We start from the raw sequence: 16,835 nt of genomic DNA, 5'->3' as shown, positions 1-16,835 counted from the left end.
TCCAGTAAAGTAGGGAATGCGCTTTTCAGAACAATTTTTTTGACCAGCCGAGTTTGGTGCTCAATGTGTTGAAATAGCTGTAGTCTTTAGGGTGGATTAAATTCAGGTGGAAGGCGCTGCGGCGGATCATCACCTCTTCTCCCTCCTGGATGGGCAGGGCAATCTGGCTGTCGCAGCTGATCTCCAGATCGCTGCTGATTTGCGAAAATTTCAGGTGGATCGTGCTGCTGCTGTTGATCACCAGCGGGCGCGCTGACAGGGTATGCGGGAACATCGGCACCAGCGCAATGGCGTCAAGCGTCGGGGTCAGGATCGGGCCGCCGCCGGAGAGGGAATAGGCGGTGGAGCCGGTTGGCGTGGAGATGATCAGGCCGTCCGAACGTTGGGAAAATGCGAAGCGGTCATCAATGTAGACCTCAAATTCGATCATGTGCGCCACTTTGCCGGGGTGCAACACCACTTCATTGATCGCGGTGCCGATCCGGCTATGGCCATTGCGGCCCCTGACCTGGGCTTCCAGCAGGAAGCGCTGCTCATCCAGGTAATGGCCCTCCAGCACATCGGCGAGCTGCTGCTGGGCATTGTCCGGATCGAGGTCGGTCAGAAAGCCGAGATTGCCGCGGTTTACGCCAATTACTTTGATGTCATAACGCGCCAGCACGCGCGCTGCGCCGAGCATATTGCCGTCGCCGCCCACCACCACCGCCAGATCGGCCTGTTGCCCGATCTCCGCCAGCGTGCCGGTAGCAGCCTCTTCCAGTTTCAGCTCACGCGCGACCTGACGCTCAAGAATGACGTCATAGCCCTTGCTGCGCAGCCAGTGGTACAGCATTTCGTGCGTGGCCAGCGCAGAGGGATGGCGCGGATGGCCGACGATGCCGATACGCTCAAATTTATTACTCATTGTCTCACTTGTCCTCAGTATGGGGTTTTGTCCCACACATTGTGAACGGTTCCCTTGAAACCCGGGTTTTGATCCCCATAATAAGCGAACTAGCAAGTGTAATGCTAAAACGCGGAGAATTTCATGAGTAGTAAAGAACAGAACACAGCAAACGAGCAAGTCTCGGATGAAATGGAAAAAGATCAGGAACTGCACGCGGAAGCTGGAGCCGAGACGGCAGACGACGTCGATCCGCGTGACGCCCGTATTGCTGAACTTGAAGCGCAGTTAAAAGATGTACAGCAACGCGAGCGTGAAAGCCTGCTGCGCGCGAAGGCAGAGGCGGAGAACATTCGTCGCCGTTCTGAACTGGACGTTGAAAAAGCCCATAAATTTGCCCTGGAAAAATTTGCCGGCGAACTGCTGCCGGTTATCGATAACCTGGAGCGCGCGCTGGATCTGGCGGATAAATCCAACAGTGAGCTGGCATCAATGATTGAAGGCGTGGAACTGACGCTGAAATCTCTGCTGGATTCCGTACGCAAGTTTGGTATCGAAGTAGTGGGTGACACCAATGTGCCGTTTAACCCGGAAGTGCATCAGGCAATGACCCTGATGGAGTCCGGGGAGCATGAGCCGAACCATGTCATGATGGTGATGCAGAAGGGCTATACGCTGAATGGCCGCCTGCTGCGCCCGGCGATGGTTGCCGTTTCAAAAGCCAAAGCGTAATTGAGACGAAAAAGGCACCTGCGGGTGCCTTTTTTATTGCCGGGATGGCCGGTCAGTCGAGGTTTTGCGGCAGCACCGGCGTCCAGTCAATCGGCGGCAGCCCCTGCTTTTCCAGCAACGCGTTGGCCTGGGAAAAATGGCGGCACCCCAGAAAACCGCGGTGCGCGGAGAGCGGGGACGGGTGCGGCGCTTTCAGCACATGATGGCGCTGGGTGTCGATGAAACTCCCTTTCTTCTGGGCATGTGAACCCCAGAGCAAAAATACCACGCCTTCACGATGCTCATTAATGGCGGCAATCACACTGTCGGTGAACCTTTCCCAACCCAGACGGGCGTGAGAATGGGCCTGGCCGCGTTCTACCGTTAACACGGTATTGAGCAGCATCACCCCCTGCTCAGCCCAACTTTGCAGGCAGCCATGCGGCGGCCGTTGAAAGCCTGGGATATCACTCTCCAGCTCTTTATAGATGTTCACCAGCGAAGGGGGAACGGCAACGCCCGGCCGCACAGAAAACGCCAGGCCATGCGCCTGATTTGGCCCGTGGTAAGGGTCTTGCCCCAGAATCACGACCCGCACATCGTTCAGCTCAGTGAAGCGGAACGCGTTGAACACCTCTTTTTGCGGCGGGTACACGGTCTTGCCGGCGGCGCGTTCAGCCGCCACAAATGCCAGGGTTTCCTGAAAATAGGGCTGCTCTTTTTCCTGGCCAATCACGTCATGCCAGGTGAGTGAAGTGGGCATTAACGCTCTCCTTTGTTTTTACAGATAATCTGATGACTATAGAGTACCTGCATCCGCTTACCAGTAAAACGGGGGAAATGGCTGCGCGGTCCGCTGTCTCCCGTATCATTTCAAAATTAATTGATAATTTACAAAATTCTTGTAAATCATTGAGACGTCTATTTTGATTAAAAACAAAAACTTGCTTTAACAGCTCATGATGCAGAGGTGATGTTTTTGATTTTAATCAAAGAAGAGCGGTTTTTGCGCTGGTATACAGGGATGAGAAGGTGCGGTTTTACCTGGGTAACACCGCCGGTCACTTATCAGGGCGGCGTACCGCTGCCTTATGGAGGAAAGTATGATTACAGGTATTCAAATTACTCAGGCCAATAATGAGGCGCTGGTGAACTCTTTCTGGCTGCTGGACAGCGAAAAAGAGGAGGCACGCTGCCTCTGTGCCAAAGCGGCGTATCAGGAAGACCAGATCGTTCCCCTGCGGGAACTGGGCCAGATTGAGTATCGTGAAGTGCCGGTAGATGTGCAGCCGACAGTGCGTGTTGAGGGCGGCCAGCATCTGAACGTCAACGTGCTGCGCCGTGAAACGCTGCTGGACGCGGTGGAGCATCCGGAAAAATATCCGCAACTGACCATCCGTGTCTCCGGTTACGCCGTGCGCTTTAACTCGTTGACGCCGGAACAACAGCGCGACGTGATCGCCCGTACCTTTACCGAAAGCCTGTAAAACCTTTTCCTGCACACAGCATAAAAAAGGGGAGCCGCAGCTCCCCTTTCTCTATCCCACGTATTATTCGCCCGGTGTGCCGGTTTCAGCCTTTGGCTGGCGGCGTTTGCCGACATTTTTGGCGTCGCGATGGCGCACTTTAACTTTTGGCTTGGCTTTCGCCTGCTTTTTATCCGCTTCGCGTTTCGCCAGCACTTTCTTCGACGGCTTGCCGTTACTCTTCTCGCTCGGCGCTTTGCTGGTCGGGCGCAGTTCATCAATCACGCGCGGTTTCAGCGGCTCGTTGAGATAACGGCCGATTTTACCCAGCAGCAGGTGATCGTGCGCTTCCACCAGGGAGATGGCGCAGCCTTTGCGGCCCGCGCGGCCGGTGCGGCCGATACGGTGCAGGTAGGTATCCGCCGTGCGCGGCAGGTCAAAGTTAAACACGTGGCTGACATCATTGATGTCCAGCCCGCGCGCCGCCACATCGGTGGCAACCAGCACATTGACGCGCCCGTCCGTCATGCGTTTTACCGCCTCATTGCGTTTGGCCTGCACCATTTCGCCTTCGAGGTAACAGGAGTTGATGCCGGCTTCACGCAGCCAGGTCACCATTTCATGTACCCGGTCGCGGGTGCGGACAAACACAATCGACTTCTGCACATCCGGCTGTTTCAGCAGGTGGCAGAGCAGGGCGGTTTTGTGCGCCAAGTTATCGGCCCGGTAGTACCATTGCAGAATTTTTTTGCGTTCGCGGCGTGACGGGTCCGCCTCGATTTCGACCGGGTCCTGCAACAGGCGCTCGGCAAAGTCGCGGATCGCGTCGCCTTCCAGCGTGGCGGAGAACAACATGGTCTGTTTTCTCCAGCGCGTTTCGCCGGCGATTTTTTCGATGTCTTCGGCGAAGCCCATGTCCAGCATACGGTCTGCTTCATCCAGGATCAGCGTTTCTACTGCGCGGCAGTCGAAATTCTCTTCCTTAATATATTGCAGCAGACGGCCGGTGGTCGCGACCACGATGTCCTGATTCTCGCTGAACACTTCGGCGTGGTTCATGTACGCGACACCGCCGGTAATGGTGGCGATATCCAGTGACGCGTGGGCCGCCAGCTCACGTGCCTGATCGGCGACCTGCATGGCCAGTTCGCGGGTTGGCGTCACAATTAAAATGCGCGGCGGGCCGGATTTCCGGCGCGGGAAATCGAGCAGATGCTGCATGACCGGCAGCAGAAATGCGGCCGTCTTGCCGGTGCCGGTGGGTGCCGAACCCAGAACGTCACGGCCTTCCATAGCAGGCGGGATCGCCGCAGCCTGAATTGCGGTGGGGCGGTCATAGCCTTTGTCGCGCAAGGCGTCGAGCAGGCGTTCGTCTAGATCGAGTTCGGAAAAAGTGGTTGCTGTCATGGTCTACCTCTACGTGGGGCGCCGATTATAGACGGGTTAGACGCGTTCTTCACCTATTTAAGCCGCGGGTGGCGCTTTTACTCTGTTAACGATTATCCTATGCTACGCAGGTTTTGTCGTGCTGCGCCTGAATAAGGCGCCCCTGGATCTGACCTGGAAGAACCTGTGACTACCGAATCAACCCCCGCTCCCGCCTTGCGCCGCAACGGTTTCACCTTCAAACAATTTTTTGTGGCCCACGATCGCTGTGCAATGAAAGTCGGCACTGACGGCGTGCTGCTCGGTGCCTGGGCACCCGTGGACAATGCCGGACGTATTCTGGACATCGGCACGGGCAGTGGGCTGATTGCGTTAATGCTGGCACAACGTGCCTCACCAGCCTGCCGGATTGATGCCGTGGAGCTGGATGCAGAGGCCGCCGCGCAGGCACGGGAAAATGCCGGCGCGTCGCCGTGGGCTGACAGGATCAGCGTGCTGGCGAGCGATGTTCATCAGGTGGCGCGTGACGCAGCCGCCCGCTACGCCTTGATCGTCAGCAACCCGCCCTATTTTGAACCGGCAGTAGCCTGCCGGGATGCGGCAAGGACCCAGGCGCGTTATACCGGCACGCTGAGCCACGACGCCCTGCTGGCCTGCGCTGCCGCCTTGCTGGACGAGGGGGGCCGGTTTTGTGTGGTGCTGCCGTATGAGATTGGCGAACGCTTTATCGCCACTGCGCAGGCGGGAGGCTGGTACCCGGCGCAGCAGGTGGTAATCCGTGACCGGCCGGGCAAACCGCTGCACCGTATGTTGCTGTCGTTGGCTCGCTCACCCGTGGCCCTGCAACAGGACGAGCTGGCACTGCGCGATGAAGACGGCAGCTACAGTGCCGCCTTCCGCCAGATGATTACCGATTTCTATCTGTTTTATTGATATGTTCACCGGCCGCTTTCCCCGCAGACGCCGGGCAGAGCACGGTCGGCACCGGTTCAGCCTGCTGCTCCGGATAGTCGAGGGTATAATGCAGCCCCCGGCTCTCTTTGCGCAGCAGGGCGCTGCGGACAATCAGCTCCGCGACCAGCACCAGGTTGCGCAGCTCCAGCAGGTTATTCGAGATGCGGAAACGCGCATAGTATTCATCAATCTCCTGCTGAAGCAGCATGATGCGCCGCAGGGCGCGTTCCAGCCGTTTGGTAGTGCGCACAATGCCCACGTAATCCCACATAAACAGCCGCAGCTCATGCCAGTTATGCTGGATAACCACCTGCTCATCGGCATTGTCCACCAGGCTCTCATCCCAGGCGGGCAGGGCATCAGGCAAAGGGATCTGCGGCAGGCGCGCCAGGATATCTTCGGCCGCTGACCAGCCATACACCAGGCACTCCAGTAAAGAGTTGGAGGCCATCCGGTTGGCACCGTGCAACCCGGTGTAACTCACTTCGCCAATCGCATACAACCCGTCGAGATCGGTCCGCCCCTGGTGGTTAACCATTACCCCGCCACAGGTGTAATGTGCCGCCGGAACAACCGGAATCGGCTCACGCGTGAGGTCTATCCCCAGCGACAGCAACTTCTCATGGATAGTGGGGAAGTGCTGGAGAATGAATTCAGCCGGTTTATGGCTGATGTCGAGATACATACAGTCGGCACCGAGCCGTTTCATCTCATGGTCAATCGCGCGGGCCACAATATCGCGTGGGGCAAGCTCAGCACGCGGATCAATTTCCGGCATGAAACGGCTGCCGTCGGGCCGTATCAGGTGGGCCCCTTCACCGCGCAAGGCTTCTGTCAGCAGGTAGTTACGCGCTTGCGGGTGGAACAGGCAGGTAGGGTGGAACTGGTTGAACTCCAGGTTGGCCACCCGGCAGCCCGCCCGCCAGGCCATCGCGATACCGTCGCCGGAGGAGATATCCGGGTTCGTGGTATACTGATAAACCTTGGCGGCTCCGCCGGTTGCCAGCACCACTGCCCCGGCGCGGAATGTCATGACTGATTCGCTGTCACGGTTCCAGACGTAAGCCCCCACGACGCGTTCCGGCCCGGCCAGCCCGGCTTTGGCGGCGGTAATCAGGTCAATGGCGTTATGCCGTTCCAGTACGCAAATATTGGGGTGTGAACTTGCTTTCGCCACCAGCGTGGTTTCTACTGCCTTGCCGGTGGCATCGGCCGCATGCAGGATGCGCCGGTGGCTGTGGCCGCCCTCACGGGTAAGGTGATAACGGGCATCGCCGGCGGCATCCGCCTCGGTATCAAAACAGACACCCTGATCAATCAGCCATTGCACACAGTGGCGGGCATTGCCGGCAATAAATTCCACCGCCTGCCGGTCACACAACCCGGCCCCGGCCACCAGGGTGTCTTCAACGTGCGACGCGATGCTGTCGGCCTCATCAAATACGGCAGCGATGCCGCCTTGCGCATAGAGTGTTGCCCCTTCGCGGAGCGGGCCTTTACTGAGTAAGGTAACGCGGCAATGCTCTGCCAGACGCAGCGCCAGGGAGAGCCCCGCCGCACCACTGCCGATAATCAGGACGTCGCTGACATGTTCAGAAGGAGATGACATAGCGTATGATGTTGTGCAGAAGAAGAGTGGAAATCATGTTAGCCTACTTGCTCGGGCAAAAGCCACGTGCTTGAGGTGCCAACAGAAAAAACAGAGACAATGCGGAACTCTGCGTACCGTGTAAACTCCAAGCAGGTGCTTGCTCAGGAAAAAAGATGATGGCTGGCAGTACAATTTTATGCGTGGAAACAGGTTTGGGGAGAATTTACCTCGGATGAGCGAGCAGTTTACGGATCAGGTTCTGGTTGAGCGGGTCCAGAAGGGAGATCAAAAATCGTTCAATTTACTGGTGATCCGTTACCAGCATAAAGTGGCGAGTCTCGTTTCCCGCTATGTACCCCAGGGCGATGTGCCGGATGTGGTACAAGAATCTTTTATTAAAGCATACCGTGCGCTGGAGTCCTTCCGGGGAGACAGTGCGTTTTACACCTGGTTATACCGTATTGCCGTAAACACGGCTAAAAATTATCTGGTCGCACAAGGGCGCCGGCCACCGGCCAGCGACGTTGATGCCAACGATGCAGAAAACTTTGAAAGTGCAGGCGCATTGAAAGAAATTTCGAACCCTGAGAATTTAATGTTGTCTGAGGAGTTACGACAGATAGTTTTCCGCACTATTGAATCACTCCCTGAAGATCTCCGCATGGCGATAACCTTGCGGGAACTGGATGGCCTGAGCTATGAAGAGATAGCGGCTATTATGGAGTGCCCGGTAGGCACGGTGCGATCCCGCATCTTCCGCGCTCGGGAAGCTATTGATAATAAAGTCCAACCGCTGATTCAGCGTTAGTACAGCGGGCACAGGAAGGGTACTAAGGCATGCAGAAAGAACAGCTTTCCGCTCTGATGGATGGTGAAGCGCTTGATTCCGAGTTGTTGAACGCGTTATCAAACGACAAAGCGCTTCAGGACCGCTGGCAGAGCTATCATCTGATCCGTGACACGATGCGGGGCGATGTCGGTGAGGTGATGCATCTGGACATCGCTGCCCAGGTGGCCGCCGCGATTGAGAAAGAACCGGCCCGCCTGGTTCCGAACGCGATTCCGGACGCCCAGCCGCAGCCGCACACCTGGCAGAAGATGCCGTTCTGGCACAAAGTCCGCCCGTGGGCCAGTCAGCTTACTCAGGTAGGTGTTGCTGCGTGTGTCTCGCTGGCCGTGATCGTGGGTGTTCAGCACTACAACCAGCCTGAAGGCAGCAGCTCACCTGAAACGCCGGTGTTCAACACCTTGCCGATGATGGGCGGAAAAGCCTCTCAGGTCAGCTTCGGTGTGCCGAGTGATAACACCACGGCGAACGGGGGTCAGCAGCAACTTCAGGAGCAGCGCAAACGTATTAACGCGATTTTGCAGGATTATGAGTTGCAGCGCCGTTTGCATTCTGATCAGCTTCAGCTGGACTCCACGAGTCCGCAGCAGGCCGCTGTTCAGGTACCCGGTAATCAGTCATTAGGAATGCAATCGCAGTAATGAAGCAATTTTGGTTTGCCGTGAGTGTGCTGACAGGCAGCCTGATTTATCCTACCATCGCCCCGGCGCAGACTGCGTCCGGGGCGTTGTTGCAACAGATGAACAGCGCCAGCCAGACCCTCGATTATGAAATCGCCTTTATCAGCATCAGCAAGCAGGGAATAGATTCCTCACGCTATCGCCATGTGAAGCTGGGCAAAGAGTCGTTTGCCCAGTTGTTGCAGATGGACGGCCCACGCCGCGAGATTTTGCAGCGAGGCAATGAGATCAGCTATTTTGAGGCGGGGCTGGAGCCTTTTACCCTGACCGGCGATCACATTGTTGATGCATTACCGGCCCTGGCGTTTTCTGATTACGGGCAGCTTGCAAAATACTATGACTTTATCCCGGTAGGCCGCGCCCGCATCTCCGATCGGCCCAGTGAGGTTATCCGCATTGTGGCGCGTGACGGCACACGTTACAGCTATATCGTCTGGATTGATGAAGAAACCAAACTGCCGCTGCGGGCCGATCTGCTGGATCGGGATGGGGAGACTTTGGAGCAGTTCCGGGTGATCTCCTTTGTTGCCAGCGATCAGGTAGAGGAAGCGCTGGCCGGCCTGCAAAAAGCGCAGTTGCCCCCGTTGCTCTCTATTCCGGCCACCGACAAAGTGAATTTCAGTTGGGCGCCGAAATGGCTGCCGGTCGGGGTCACGGAAGTCTCACGCAGCCGCCGCACATTGCCAAATCTGCCGCTTCCGATAGAATCCCGGCTTTACTCTGATGGGTTGTTCAGTTTCTCTGTCAACATCAGCACGTCCGGCAGCCCGACGTCTGAGCAGTTTGTCCGGCAGGGGCGGCGCACAGTACACACTGAAATCCGTGACGGCCGGGAGATTACCGTGGTCGGCGAACTGCCGCCCTCTACAGCAAAGCGCATTGCTGACAGCATTGTTCTGACCGGGTCGCAATAAGGTAATTCATTATGATGAAAGAATGGGCCACCGTCATTTCGTGGGAAAAGGGCGTTGCACTGCTGCAGTGTGACCCTCAGGCCGGGTGCGGCAGTTGCAATGCACGTACCGGTTGCGGCACCCGAACGTTGAATAAGCTGGGGCCGCAGCCTACCCATCACTTGCAGGTAAATATTGACCAGCCGCTGGAACCCGGCCAGAAAGTGGAATTAGGCATTACTGAAGGCAGTTTGCTGCGTTCGGCGTTGCTGGTGTATATGACACCGCTGGCGGGGCTGTTGCTGGGCGGCGGGGCAATGCAGATGTGGCTTAACAGCGATCTCTTTGCCCTGTTGGGCGCGGTGGCAGGCGGGGCCGCCGGTTTTATCACTGCACGTTTCCTGGCTAAACAGAGTGCAGAAGAGCATGACTACCAGCCGGTGGTCTTGCAGATTGGCCTGCCGCCTACGGCGTTCCGTATGCAAAGCGACCTTTCCTGATAGCCTTTTCCCTGCCTGAAAAAGCGTGACGCGCTGCAACACGGTAGCGCGTAATGACCTTTCCTGTAGTTCACGCCTGTTGCCGCCGGCAGCTCGTCCTGTGAGCCGCCTCACTCCACCTGTTATGTGCGAATCGGGATCCGGCTTTGAATCATATGCTCGATTAACGCAATAAACAGATCGGCACTGAACAGCGACATATAGGGAATCGAGAACAGTACCCGATCCTGGGCATCCAGTAATTCAATCGGCTCGCCGGGGCCGCCGGAAACAATATGATGAACTTCATCGATCGGGATCATCTGATCCTCTGTGCTCAGCGACAGGGCGCTCAGCCGTAATTGCTTCTCTTTCATCATCCAAAAATTGCGTGACAAGACCCGTTTCAGCAGGCTGCGGCTGGGGCAGAGATAGAAAAAGCTCACATGCCCATCATTGGCCAACATGGTCAGGGCTGCCGGGCCGCGATGGATCAACTGCTGGTTGATAATCACTTCAATCAGGCGCGCTGAACCGGCCACATTCGGGGAAATCTTATTCCAGGCACTGTATATATCTGTGCGGAATGCCAGGGCATTGATTAATTTCCCGGTATAGTTACCACTGCGGTAACGGTAAATATCACAGATTTTCTCAAAAGGAATAAAGTGATCCTTTTGGTCATGCTGATTAATAACCAGAATACCATTCTCATGCAGCTGGTAGATTTGTTTGGGTTTAATTAAATGACGCAGGAACATTAATGTAATGCCCAGCACGATACAGGCCATACCGGCCAACAGCGTGAATTGTACCCGATCATCTTCTGCGCGTTCAGCCGTGAGTAAAAACAGAAACAGCACCGCCCCCGCCAACATCAGCAGCGCAGAAATGACAATGGTTATCCACGAGTTGGTTTTGGTGAAACCATGGCGGCTGAGTAACCGTCCTTCCTCGATCATAACGGGTATCCTTGTAACCTGAATAATATGAAAAGACTAAAATATCTCTAAAGCCACTTTTAGAATCATTATTGTTTACGCTCTACTGGCGAATACACTATCTAGTCTACTGAGAGGAAAGGTGTAAATGAGCATTATCCTAAAGGCAGGCGGGCGCACGAAAAGGCGTGACTCAAGGTGAAATAAAAAGGAGGGGGGAAAGCCGGGCGCAGCATACCCAATAATATGAAACATTATATTTTCGTTATTTCCCTTAGTTATTTTAGGGAAAAATAGCGGGGTAAGGCGGCAAAGGGCGCACGCCGGGCAGTGCGCAAAACAATTTTACTTACCTGTCGCGGTTTGTCGCACCTCCTCACATCTTATTTCCCTCTTTGCCGCCACTTTTGCGCGATGATATCCATAATTAAGCGATAGCATGGCGGATGACTAGGCTTTCACAGGCCCGGCATGTAGAATGCTGCGACTCAGGCGTAAGAGAGCCAATCAACTCACCGTCGCTTCTTGTCCATGCGTGTCCCCATAGGCGAGCGATTCAGAAATACCAAGGCAGAAAAACTTTTATAATGAAGCATATACGAAATTTCTCCATTATTGCCCATATTGACCACGGTAAGTCGACGCTGTCCGACCGTATTATCCAGATTTGCGGCGGGCTCTCCGATCGTGAAATGGCGGCGCAGGTCCTGGATTCCATGGATCTGGAACGTGAGCGCGGCATTACCATCAAAGCGCAGAGCGTGACGCTGGACTATAAAGCGCAGGACGGCCAGACCTACCAGCTCAACTTCATCGATACGCCGGGGCACGTTGACTTCTCGTATGAGGTTTCCCGCTCGCTGGCAGCCTGTGAAGGGGCACTGCTGGTGGTAGATGCCGGGCAGGGCGTTGAGGCACAGACCCTCGCCAACTGCTACACCGCGATCGAAATGGATCTGGAAGTGGTGCCGGTTCTGAACAAGATTGACCTGCCGGCCGCCGATCCCGATCGCGCTGCGCAGGAGATCGAAGATATCGTCGGCATCGACGCCACGGATGCCGTACGCTGCTCTGCCAAAACCGGCGTAGGCGTACCGGACGTGCTGGAGCGCCTGGTGCGCGACATTCCCCAGCCACAAGGCGACCCGGATGCACCGTTGCAGGCGCTGATCATCGACTCCTGGTTCGACAACTACCTCGGCGTTGTGTCACTGATCCGTATCAAAAACGGCACCCTGCGCAAAGGCGACAAGGTGAAAGTAATGAGCACCGGCCAGTCTTATAACGCTGACCGTCTGGGCATCTTTACCCCGAAACAGGTGGATCGTGATTCCCTGAGCTGCGGGGAAGTAGGCTGGCTGGTCTGCGCCATCAAAGACATTCTGGGCGCACCGGTAGGCGATACCCTGACGCTGACCCGCCAACCGGCAGAGAAAGCGCTGCCGGGCTTCAAAAAGGTGAAACCACAGGTTTACGCCGGCCTGTTCCCGATCAGTTCTGATGACTACGAAGCGTTCCGTGATGCGCTCGGCAAACTGAGCCTGAACGACGCCTCGCTGTTCTATGAGCCGGAAAGCTCTACCGCGCTGGGCTTCGGCTTCCGCTGTGGCTTCCTGGGCTTGCTGCACATGGAGATCATTCAGGAGCGTCTGGAGCGTGAATACGACCTGGACCTGATCACCACGGCCCCGACCGTGGTTTACGAGGTGGAAACCACCTCCGGTGAAATCGTGTATGTTGACAGCCCTTCCAAACTGCCGGCGCTGAACAACATTGCCGAACTGCGTGAGCCGATCGCTGAGTGCCACATGCTGATGCCGCAGGAGTACCTGGGCAACGTGATTACGCTCTGTGTTGAAAAACGCGGTGTGCAAACCAACATGGTTTACCACGGTAACCAGGTTGCATTGACGTATGAAATCCCGATGGCGGAAGTGGTGCTCGATTTCTTCGACCGCCTGAAATCCACCTCACGGGGTTATGCATCACTGGATTACAACTTCAAACACTTCCAGGCGTCCGACATGGTGCGGGTTGACGTGCTGATCAACAGTGAGCGCGTGGACGCGCTGGCGTTGATTACCCACCGCGATAACGCCCAGTACCGCGGCCGTGAGCTGGTTGAGAAGATGCGCGAACTGATCCCGCGTCAGCAGTTTGACATCGCGATTCAGGCTGCCATCGGTAACCACATCATTGCCCGTTCCACCGTGAAACAATTGCGCAAAAACGTTCTGGCAAAATGTTACGGCGGTGACGTCAGCCGTAAGAAAAAACTGCTGCAGAAGCAGAAAGAAGGTAAAAAGCGCATGAAGCAGGTGGGTAACGTTGAGTTGCCGCAGGAAGCGTTCCTGGCCATTCTGCATGTTGGTAAAGACAGCAAATAAATTAAGGAGTCAGCATGGCTAACATGTTTGCGCTGGGGTTGTTTGTTGCAACCCTGCTCACAGGGATTATCTGGTGTCTTGACCGCGTTGTCTGGGCGCCGGCCCGCCGGAAAAAAGCGGCCGCCATTAACGCTCAGACAGCGGGTAATCTCGACAGCGCAACCCTGAACAGTGTCGCGAAGCAACCGGGTTGGGTGGAAACCTGCGCCTCGGTGTTTCCGGTATTATTCATCGTGTTTGTGGTGCGCTCCTTTATTTTTGAGCCGTTCCAGATCCCGTCAGGGTCGATGATGCCAACGCTGCTGATTGGGGATTTCATCGTGGTGGAGAAATTCGCTTACGGCCTGAAAGACCCGATCACCCAGACGACGCTTATCCCGACCGGCCACCCAAAACGTGGTGACATTGTGGTGTTTAAATACCCGCGCGACACGCGGGTTGACTACATCAAACGGGTGGTTGGCCTGCCGGGCGACCGCGTCAGTTATGACCCGGTCAGCAAGCGCGTAACGGTGCAACCGGCCTGCAACAGTGACAGCAATTGCGATAAAGCCCTGGCTGTGACCTACACTCAGGCCGTGCCGAGCAACCTGGTGCAGACCTTTGGTCACAGCGCCGGCAGCGAGGCCTCCAGCGGGTTCTATGATGTGCCGCAGAGCGATACCGTGCCGGATGGCGGCATCCGCCTGCGCGACCGTCAGGAGAACCTGGGGGGCGTCACGCACAATATTCTGGATGTACCGGGCGCACAGGATCAGCTGGGGATGTACTACCAGCAACCTGGGCAGCCGCTGGGCGTCTGGGTGGTACCGGCCGGGCACTATTTCATGATGGGCGACAACCGGGATAACAGTGCCGACAGCCGCTACTGGGGCTTTGTGCCTGAGAAGAACCTGGTAGGCAAAGCCACCGCTATCTGGATGAGTTTTGAGAAGCAGGAAGGCGAATGGCCGACCGGTGTACGCTTCAGCCGTATTGGTGGAATCCATTAATCCGGCCCATAAACGCAGCATTATGTCGCGACTCGTTGTAGAATAACCCCTTGAGCGATAAAAGTTGGCTCCTCATCCCAGAGGAGCCACTGCAAACGAAACAGCTTTGGATTGGCTTTGGGCGAAGCAGGCCTGTTCCGTATGCTGAAGTTTTTGACGCATTCTTGATCTATTGGTAACTCATGAACCCCATCGTAATAAACAGGCTACAGCGAAAGCTGGGCTACACTTTTCAACAGCAGGAGCTCTTGCTGCAAGCACTGACTCATCGCAGCGCCAGCAGCAAACATAACGAACGGTTAGAGTTTTTGGGTGACTCTATTCTCAGTTTTGTCATTGCCAATGCGCTTTATCACCGTTTTCCCAAAGTGGATGAAGGCGATATGAGCCGTATGCGTGCCACGCTGGTACGCGGCAATACGCTGGCAGAAATGGCGCGTGAATTTGATCTTGGCGAATGTTTGCGCCTGGGCCCTGGTGAATTGAAAAGTGGTGGTTTCCGCCGCGAATCTATTCTCGCGGACACGGTAGAAGCCCTGATTGGTGGCGTGTTTTTAGATAGCGATATCCAGAACGTCGAACGTTTGATTCTTAACTGGTATCAGAGCCGGTTGGATGAAATCAGTCCCGGTGACAAGCAGAAAGACCCAAAAACCCGCTTACAGGAGTTTTTGCAAGGTCGCCATCTGCCGTTGCCTTCTTATCTGGTCGTACAGGTTCGCGGTGAGGCGCACGATCAAGAATTTACTATCCACTGCCAGGTCAGCGGGTTGAGTGAACCGGTGGTTGGCACCGGCTCAAGCCGCCGTAAAGCCGAACAGGCGGCAGCGGAACAAGCGCTGAAAAAGCTGGAGCTTGAATGAGCGAAGAGAAAACATATTGCGGATTTGCCGCCATCGTCGGGCGACCGAACGTAGGCAAATCGACGCTGCTGAATCAGTTGTTGGGGCAAAAAATCTCCATCACCTCACGTAAGCCGCAGACAACCCGCCACCGTATTATGGGCATTCACACTGAAGGCCCTTATCAGGCGATCTATGTCGATACCCCAGGGCTGCACATCGAAGAGAAGCGTGCCATCAACCGTTTGATGAACCGCGCAGCCAGCAGTTCCATCGGTGACGTGGAGCTGGTGATCTTTGTGGTGGAAGGCACGCACTGGACGCCGGACGATGAGATGGTGGTCAACAAATTGCGTGACCTGAAAGCCCCGGTTGTGCTGGCGATCAACAAAGTGGATAACGTGGCAGACAAAAGCAAACTGCTGCCGCATATCCAGTTCCTGAGCGAGCAGATGAACTTCCTCGATGTGGTGCCAATCTCCGCAGAGAAAGGCACCAATGTGGACACCATCGCCAGCATCGTGCGCAAGCGCCTGCCGGAAGCGGTTCACCACTTCCCGGAAGATTACATCACTGACCGTTCACAGCGCTTTATGGCCTCTGAAATCATCCGTGAAAAACTGATGCGTTTCCTGGGCGAAGAGCTGCCTTACTCGGTCACCGTGGAGATTGAGCGCTTTGCGTCCAATGAACGCGGCGGGTATGACGTCAACGGGCTGATTCTGGTGGAGCGTGAAGGCCAGAAGAAGATGGTGATCGGGAACAAAGGGGCCAAGATCAAAACCATCGGCATTGAAGCACGTCAGGACATGGAAGAGATGTTCGAGGCCAAAGTGCACCTTGAACTCTGGGTAAAAGTGAAATCCGGTTGGGCAGACGACGAACGTGCGCTGCGCAGCCTGGGTTACGTAGACGACCTCTAAGGCGCAATGCCGATGGAAGGCTGGCAGCGGGCATTTGTATTACATGGGCGGCCCTACAGTGAAACCAGCCTGATGCTGGATTTGTTCACGGAAGGGCATGGGCGGGTGCGGGTGCTGGCAAAAGGCGCACGCAGCCGCCGTTCCACCCTGAAAGGGGCGCTGCAGCCTTTTACCCCGTTGTTAGTGCGTTGGGGCGGGCGCGGGGAAGTAAAAACCCTGCGCAATGCCGAACCGGTGTCACTCTCTCTGCCGCTCAGCGGAATGATGCTCTACAGCGGTCTATACGTTAACGAGTTGCTGGCACGCGTGCTGGAGCCGGAAACAGACTGCGCCTCCCTGTTCTTTGATTACCTCTCCTGCATTCAGTTACTGGCGGCCGGGCAGGGCTCACCGGAACAGGCGCTGCGCCGTTTTGAACTGGCTCTGCTGGCGCACCTGGGCTATGGCGTGGATTTTCTGCACTGCGCCGGCAGCGGCGAGCAGGTCACCGATGAGATGACTTACCGCTACCGCGAAGAGAAAGGTTTTATCGCCAGCCTGGTCATTGATAACCACAGCTTCACCGGCCGCCAGCTCAAAGCGCTGGCAGAGCGCGAGTTTCCGGACAGCGATGCCCTGCGCGCGGCCAAACGGTTTACCCGGATGGCGCTGAAGCCTTATCTTGGCGGTAAACCGCTGAAAAGCCGGGAACTGTTCCGCCAGTTCAGTGTAAAAGCGCCGTCCGAAAAACCCCTCGATTCCGCTGACTGACCTCTCCTCCGATTACCCCTCACCGCATCGGCAGTGTAAACTGCCTGCACCCCCACCTTTTTCCGAGGACTGTCATGGCTGACTTATTGCTTGGTGTCAATATTGACCAC

General features: G+C 56.0%; 17 protein-coding genes. 12 read left to right on the top strand and 5 right to left on the bottom strand.

Annotated features, from left to right (window positions below):
* Positions 1 to 25 precede the first annotated feature (25 nt).
* The gene (gene nadK, locus CYR52_RS17645; RefSeq protein ID WP_072930162.1) at positions 26 to 904 is read right to left on the bottom strand and encodes an NAD(+) kinase; all 879 of its coding nucleotides are present in this window, start codon (positions 902 to 904) and stop codon (positions 26 to 28) included.
* Positions 905 to 1,027: 123 nt separating this feature from the next.
* Between nadK and grpE the strand changes: the two genes are divergently transcribed.
* On the top strand, positions 1,028 to 1,615 hold the full coding sequence (gene grpE, locus CYR52_RS17640; protein ID WP_072930164.1) for a nucleotide exchange factor GrpE: 588 nt from the start codon (positions 1,028 to 1,030) through the stop codon (positions 1,613 to 1,615).
* Between the two features lie 52 nt (positions 1,616 to 1,667).
* On the opposite strand, the gene ung is transcribed toward grpE, so the two are convergent.
* A complete protein-coding gene (ung, locus tag CYR52_RS17635) occupies positions 1,668 to 2,357 on the bottom strand; it encodes a uracil-DNA glycosylase (protein WP_101829064.1) in 690 nt (229 codons plus the stop codon).
* Between the two features lie 340 nt (positions 2,358 to 2,697).
* Here ung and grcA point away from each other — a divergent pair, with 340 nt between their 5' ends.
* Entirely contained in the window at positions 2,698 to 3,081 is a 384-nt protein-coding gene (gene grcA / locus CYR52_RS17630; RefSeq protein WP_072930169.1) for an autonomous glycyl radical cofactor GrcA, read from the top strand.
* A gap of 63 nt (positions 3,082 to 3,144) precedes the next feature.
* On the opposite strand, the gene srmB is transcribed toward grcA, so the two are convergent.
* A complete protein-coding gene (gene srmB, locus CYR52_RS17625) occupies positions 3,145 to 4,467 on the bottom strand; it encodes an ATP-dependent RNA helicase SrmB (protein WP_072930170.1) in 1,323 nt (440 codons plus the stop codon).
* A 165-nt stretch (positions 4,468 to 4,632) separates the two neighbouring features.
* Here srmB and trmN point away from each other — a divergent pair, with 165 nt between their 5' ends.
* A complete protein-coding gene (gene trmN / locus CYR52_RS17620; protein WP_241522428.1) occupies positions 4,633 to 5,379 on the top strand; it encodes a tRNA(1)(Val) (adenine(37)-N(6))-methyltransferase TrmN in 747 nt (248 codons plus the stop codon).
* Here the strand turns inward: trmN and nadB are convergent.
* Complete coding sequence (gene nadB, locus CYR52_RS17615; protein ID WP_101829063.1) at positions 5,354 to 7,009, bottom strand: L-aspartate oxidase; 1,656 nt, start codon at positions 7,007 to 7,009, stop codon at positions 5,354 to 5,356. The genes trmN and nadB overlap by 26 nt on opposite strands.
* A 214-nt stretch (positions 7,010 to 7,223) precedes the next feature.
* Here nadB and rpoE point away from each other — a divergent pair, with 214 nt between their 5' ends.
* The 4 genes from rpoE to rseC are packed head-to-tail and all read left to right on the top strand — an operon-like array spanning position 7,224 to position 9,911.
* Positions 7,224 to 7,799, top strand: coding sequence for an RNA polymerase sigma factor RpoE (rpoE, locus tag CYR52_RS17610; protein WP_072930403.1), 576 nt, complete (start codon positions 7,224 to 7,226; stop codon positions 7,797 to 7,799).
* Positions 7,800 to 7,828: 29 nt separating this feature from the next.
* Positions 7,829 to 8,479, top strand: coding sequence for an anti-sigma-E factor RseA (gene rseA, locus CYR52_RS17605; protein WP_072930176.1), 651 nt, complete (start codon positions 7,829 to 7,831; stop codon positions 8,477 to 8,479).
* On the top strand, positions 8,479 to 9,432 hold the full coding sequence (gene rseB / locus CYR52_RS17600) for a sigma-E factor regulatory protein RseB (protein ID WP_072930177.1): 954 nt from the start codon (positions 8,479 to 8,481) through the stop codon (positions 9,430 to 9,432). The genes rseA and rseB overlap by 1 nt, the downstream gene beginning before the upstream one ends.
* Before the next feature lie 11 nt (positions 9,433 to 9,443).
* Positions 9,444 to 9,911: a SoxR-reducing system protein RseC gene (gene rseC, locus CYR52_RS17595; protein ID WP_072930178.1), complete on the top strand. Its 468-nt coding sequence runs from the start codon at positions 9,444 to 9,446 to the stop codon at positions 9,909 to 9,911.
* 122 nt (positions 9,912 to 10,033) lie between these two features.
* Here the strand turns inward: rseC and CYR52_RS17590 are convergent, their stop codons facing one another.
* The gene (locus CYR52_RS17590) at positions 10,034 to 10,852 is read right to left on the bottom strand and encodes a hypothetical protein (RefSeq protein WP_072930179.1); all 819 of its coding nucleotides are present in this window, start codon (positions 10,850 to 10,852) and stop codon (positions 10,034 to 10,036) included.
* 566 nt (positions 10,853 to 11,418) lie between these two features.
* Between CYR52_RS17590 and lepA the strand changes: the two genes are divergently transcribed.
* The 5 genes from lepA to recO all read left to right on the top strand — a co-directional run bounded on the left by lepA (position 11,419) and on the right by recO (position 16,725).
* Positions 11,419 to 13,218 carry a translation elongation factor 4 gene (gene lepA / locus CYR52_RS17585; protein WP_072930180.1) on the top strand — a complete coding sequence of 600 codons (1,800 nt, stop codon included), beginning with the start codon at positions 11,419 to 11,421 and terminating at the stop codon, positions 13,216 to 13,218.
* 14 nt (positions 13,219 to 13,232) lie between these two features.
* Entirely contained in the window at positions 13,233 to 14,210 is a 978-nt protein-coding gene (lepB, locus tag CYR52_RS17580) for a signal peptidase I (RefSeq protein WP_072930181.1), read from the top strand.
* Between the two features lie 182 nt (positions 14,211 to 14,392).
* Entirely contained in the window at positions 14,393 to 15,073 is a 681-nt protein-coding gene (gene rnc / locus CYR52_RS17575) for a ribonuclease III (RefSeq protein ID WP_072930182.1), read from the top strand.
* A complete protein-coding gene (era, locus tag CYR52_RS17570) occupies positions 15,070 to 15,975 on the top strand; it encodes a GTPase Era (protein ID WP_101829062.1) in 906 nt (301 codons plus the stop codon). The genes rnc and era overlap by 4 nt, the downstream gene beginning before the upstream one ends.
* 12 nt (positions 15,976 to 15,987) lie before the next feature.
* Positions 15,988 to 16,725, top strand: a complete 738-nt coding sequence (gene recO / locus CYR52_RS17565; protein ID WP_072930195.1) for a DNA repair protein RecO — start codon at positions 15,988 to 15,990, stop codon at positions 16,723 to 16,725.
* The last annotated feature ends 110 nt before the right edge of the window (positions 16,726 to 16,835 follow it).

The organism is Chimaeribacter arupi, from assembly GCF_002858805.1.
Classification (GTDB): Bacteria; Pseudomonadota; Gammaproteobacteria; order Enterobacterales; family Enterobacteriaceae; genus Chimaeribacter; species Chimaeribacter arupi.
This window is presented reverse-complemented; position numbering and strand designations above follow the sequence as displayed.

Excerpts from the sequence above, each read along its gene's own strand:
- nadK (WP_072930162.1), bottom strand. The coding sequence starts at position 904 with ATGAGTAATAAATTTGAGCGTATCGGCATCGTCGGCCATCCGCGCCAT.
- grpE (WP_072930164.1), top strand. The coding sequence starts at position 1,028 with ATGAGTAGTAAAGAACAGAACACAGCAAACGAGCAAGTCTCGGATGAA.
- ung (WP_101829064.1), bottom strand. The coding sequence starts at position 2,357 with ATGCCCACTTCACTCACCTGGCATGACGTGATTGGCCAGGAAAAAGAG.
- grcA (WP_072930169.1), top strand. The coding sequence starts at position 2,698 with ATGATTACAGGTATTCAAATTACTCAGGCCAATAATGAGGCGCTGGTG.
- srmB (WP_072930170.1), bottom strand. The coding sequence starts at position 4,467 with ATGACAGCAACCACTTTTTCCGAACTCGATCTAGACGAACGCCTGCTC.
- nadB (WP_101829063.1), bottom strand. The coding sequence starts at position 7,009 with ATGTCATCTCCTTCTGAACATGTCAGCGACGTCCTGATTATCGGCAGT.
- rpoE (WP_072930403.1), top strand. The coding sequence starts at position 7,224 with ATGAGCGAGCAGTTTACGGATCAGGTTCTGGTTGAGCGGGTCCAGAAG.
- rseA (WP_072930176.1), top strand. The coding sequence starts at position 7,829 with ATGCAGAAAGAACAGCTTTCCGCTCTGATGGATGGTGAAGCGCTTGAT.
- rseB (WP_072930177.1), top strand. The coding sequence starts at position 8,479 with ATGAAGCAATTTTGGTTTGCCGTGAGTGTGCTGACAGGCAGCCTGATT.
- rseC (WP_072930178.1), top strand. The coding sequence starts at position 9,444 with ATGATGAAAGAATGGGCCACCGTCATTTCGTGGGAAAAGGGCGTTGCA.
- CYR52_RS17590 (WP_072930179.1), bottom strand. The coding sequence starts at position 10,852 with ATGATCGAGGAAGGACGGTTACTCAGCCGCCATGGTTTCACCAAAACC.
- lepA (WP_072930180.1), top strand. The coding sequence starts at position 11,419 with ATGAAGCATATACGAAATTTCTCCATTATTGCCCATATTGACCACGGT.
- lepB (WP_072930181.1), top strand. The coding sequence starts at position 13,233 with ATGGCTAACATGTTTGCGCTGGGGTTGTTTGTTGCAACCCTGCTCACA.
- rnc (WP_072930182.1), top strand. The coding sequence starts at position 14,393 with ATGAACCCCATCGTAATAAACAGGCTACAGCGAAAGCTGGGCTACACT.
- era (WP_101829062.1), top strand. The coding sequence starts at position 15,070 with ATGAGCGAAGAGAAAACATATTGCGGATTTGCCGCCATCGTCGGGCGA.
- recO (WP_072930195.1), top strand. The coding sequence starts at position 15,988 with ATGGAAGGCTGGCAGCGGGCATTTGTATTACATGGGCGGCCCTACAGT.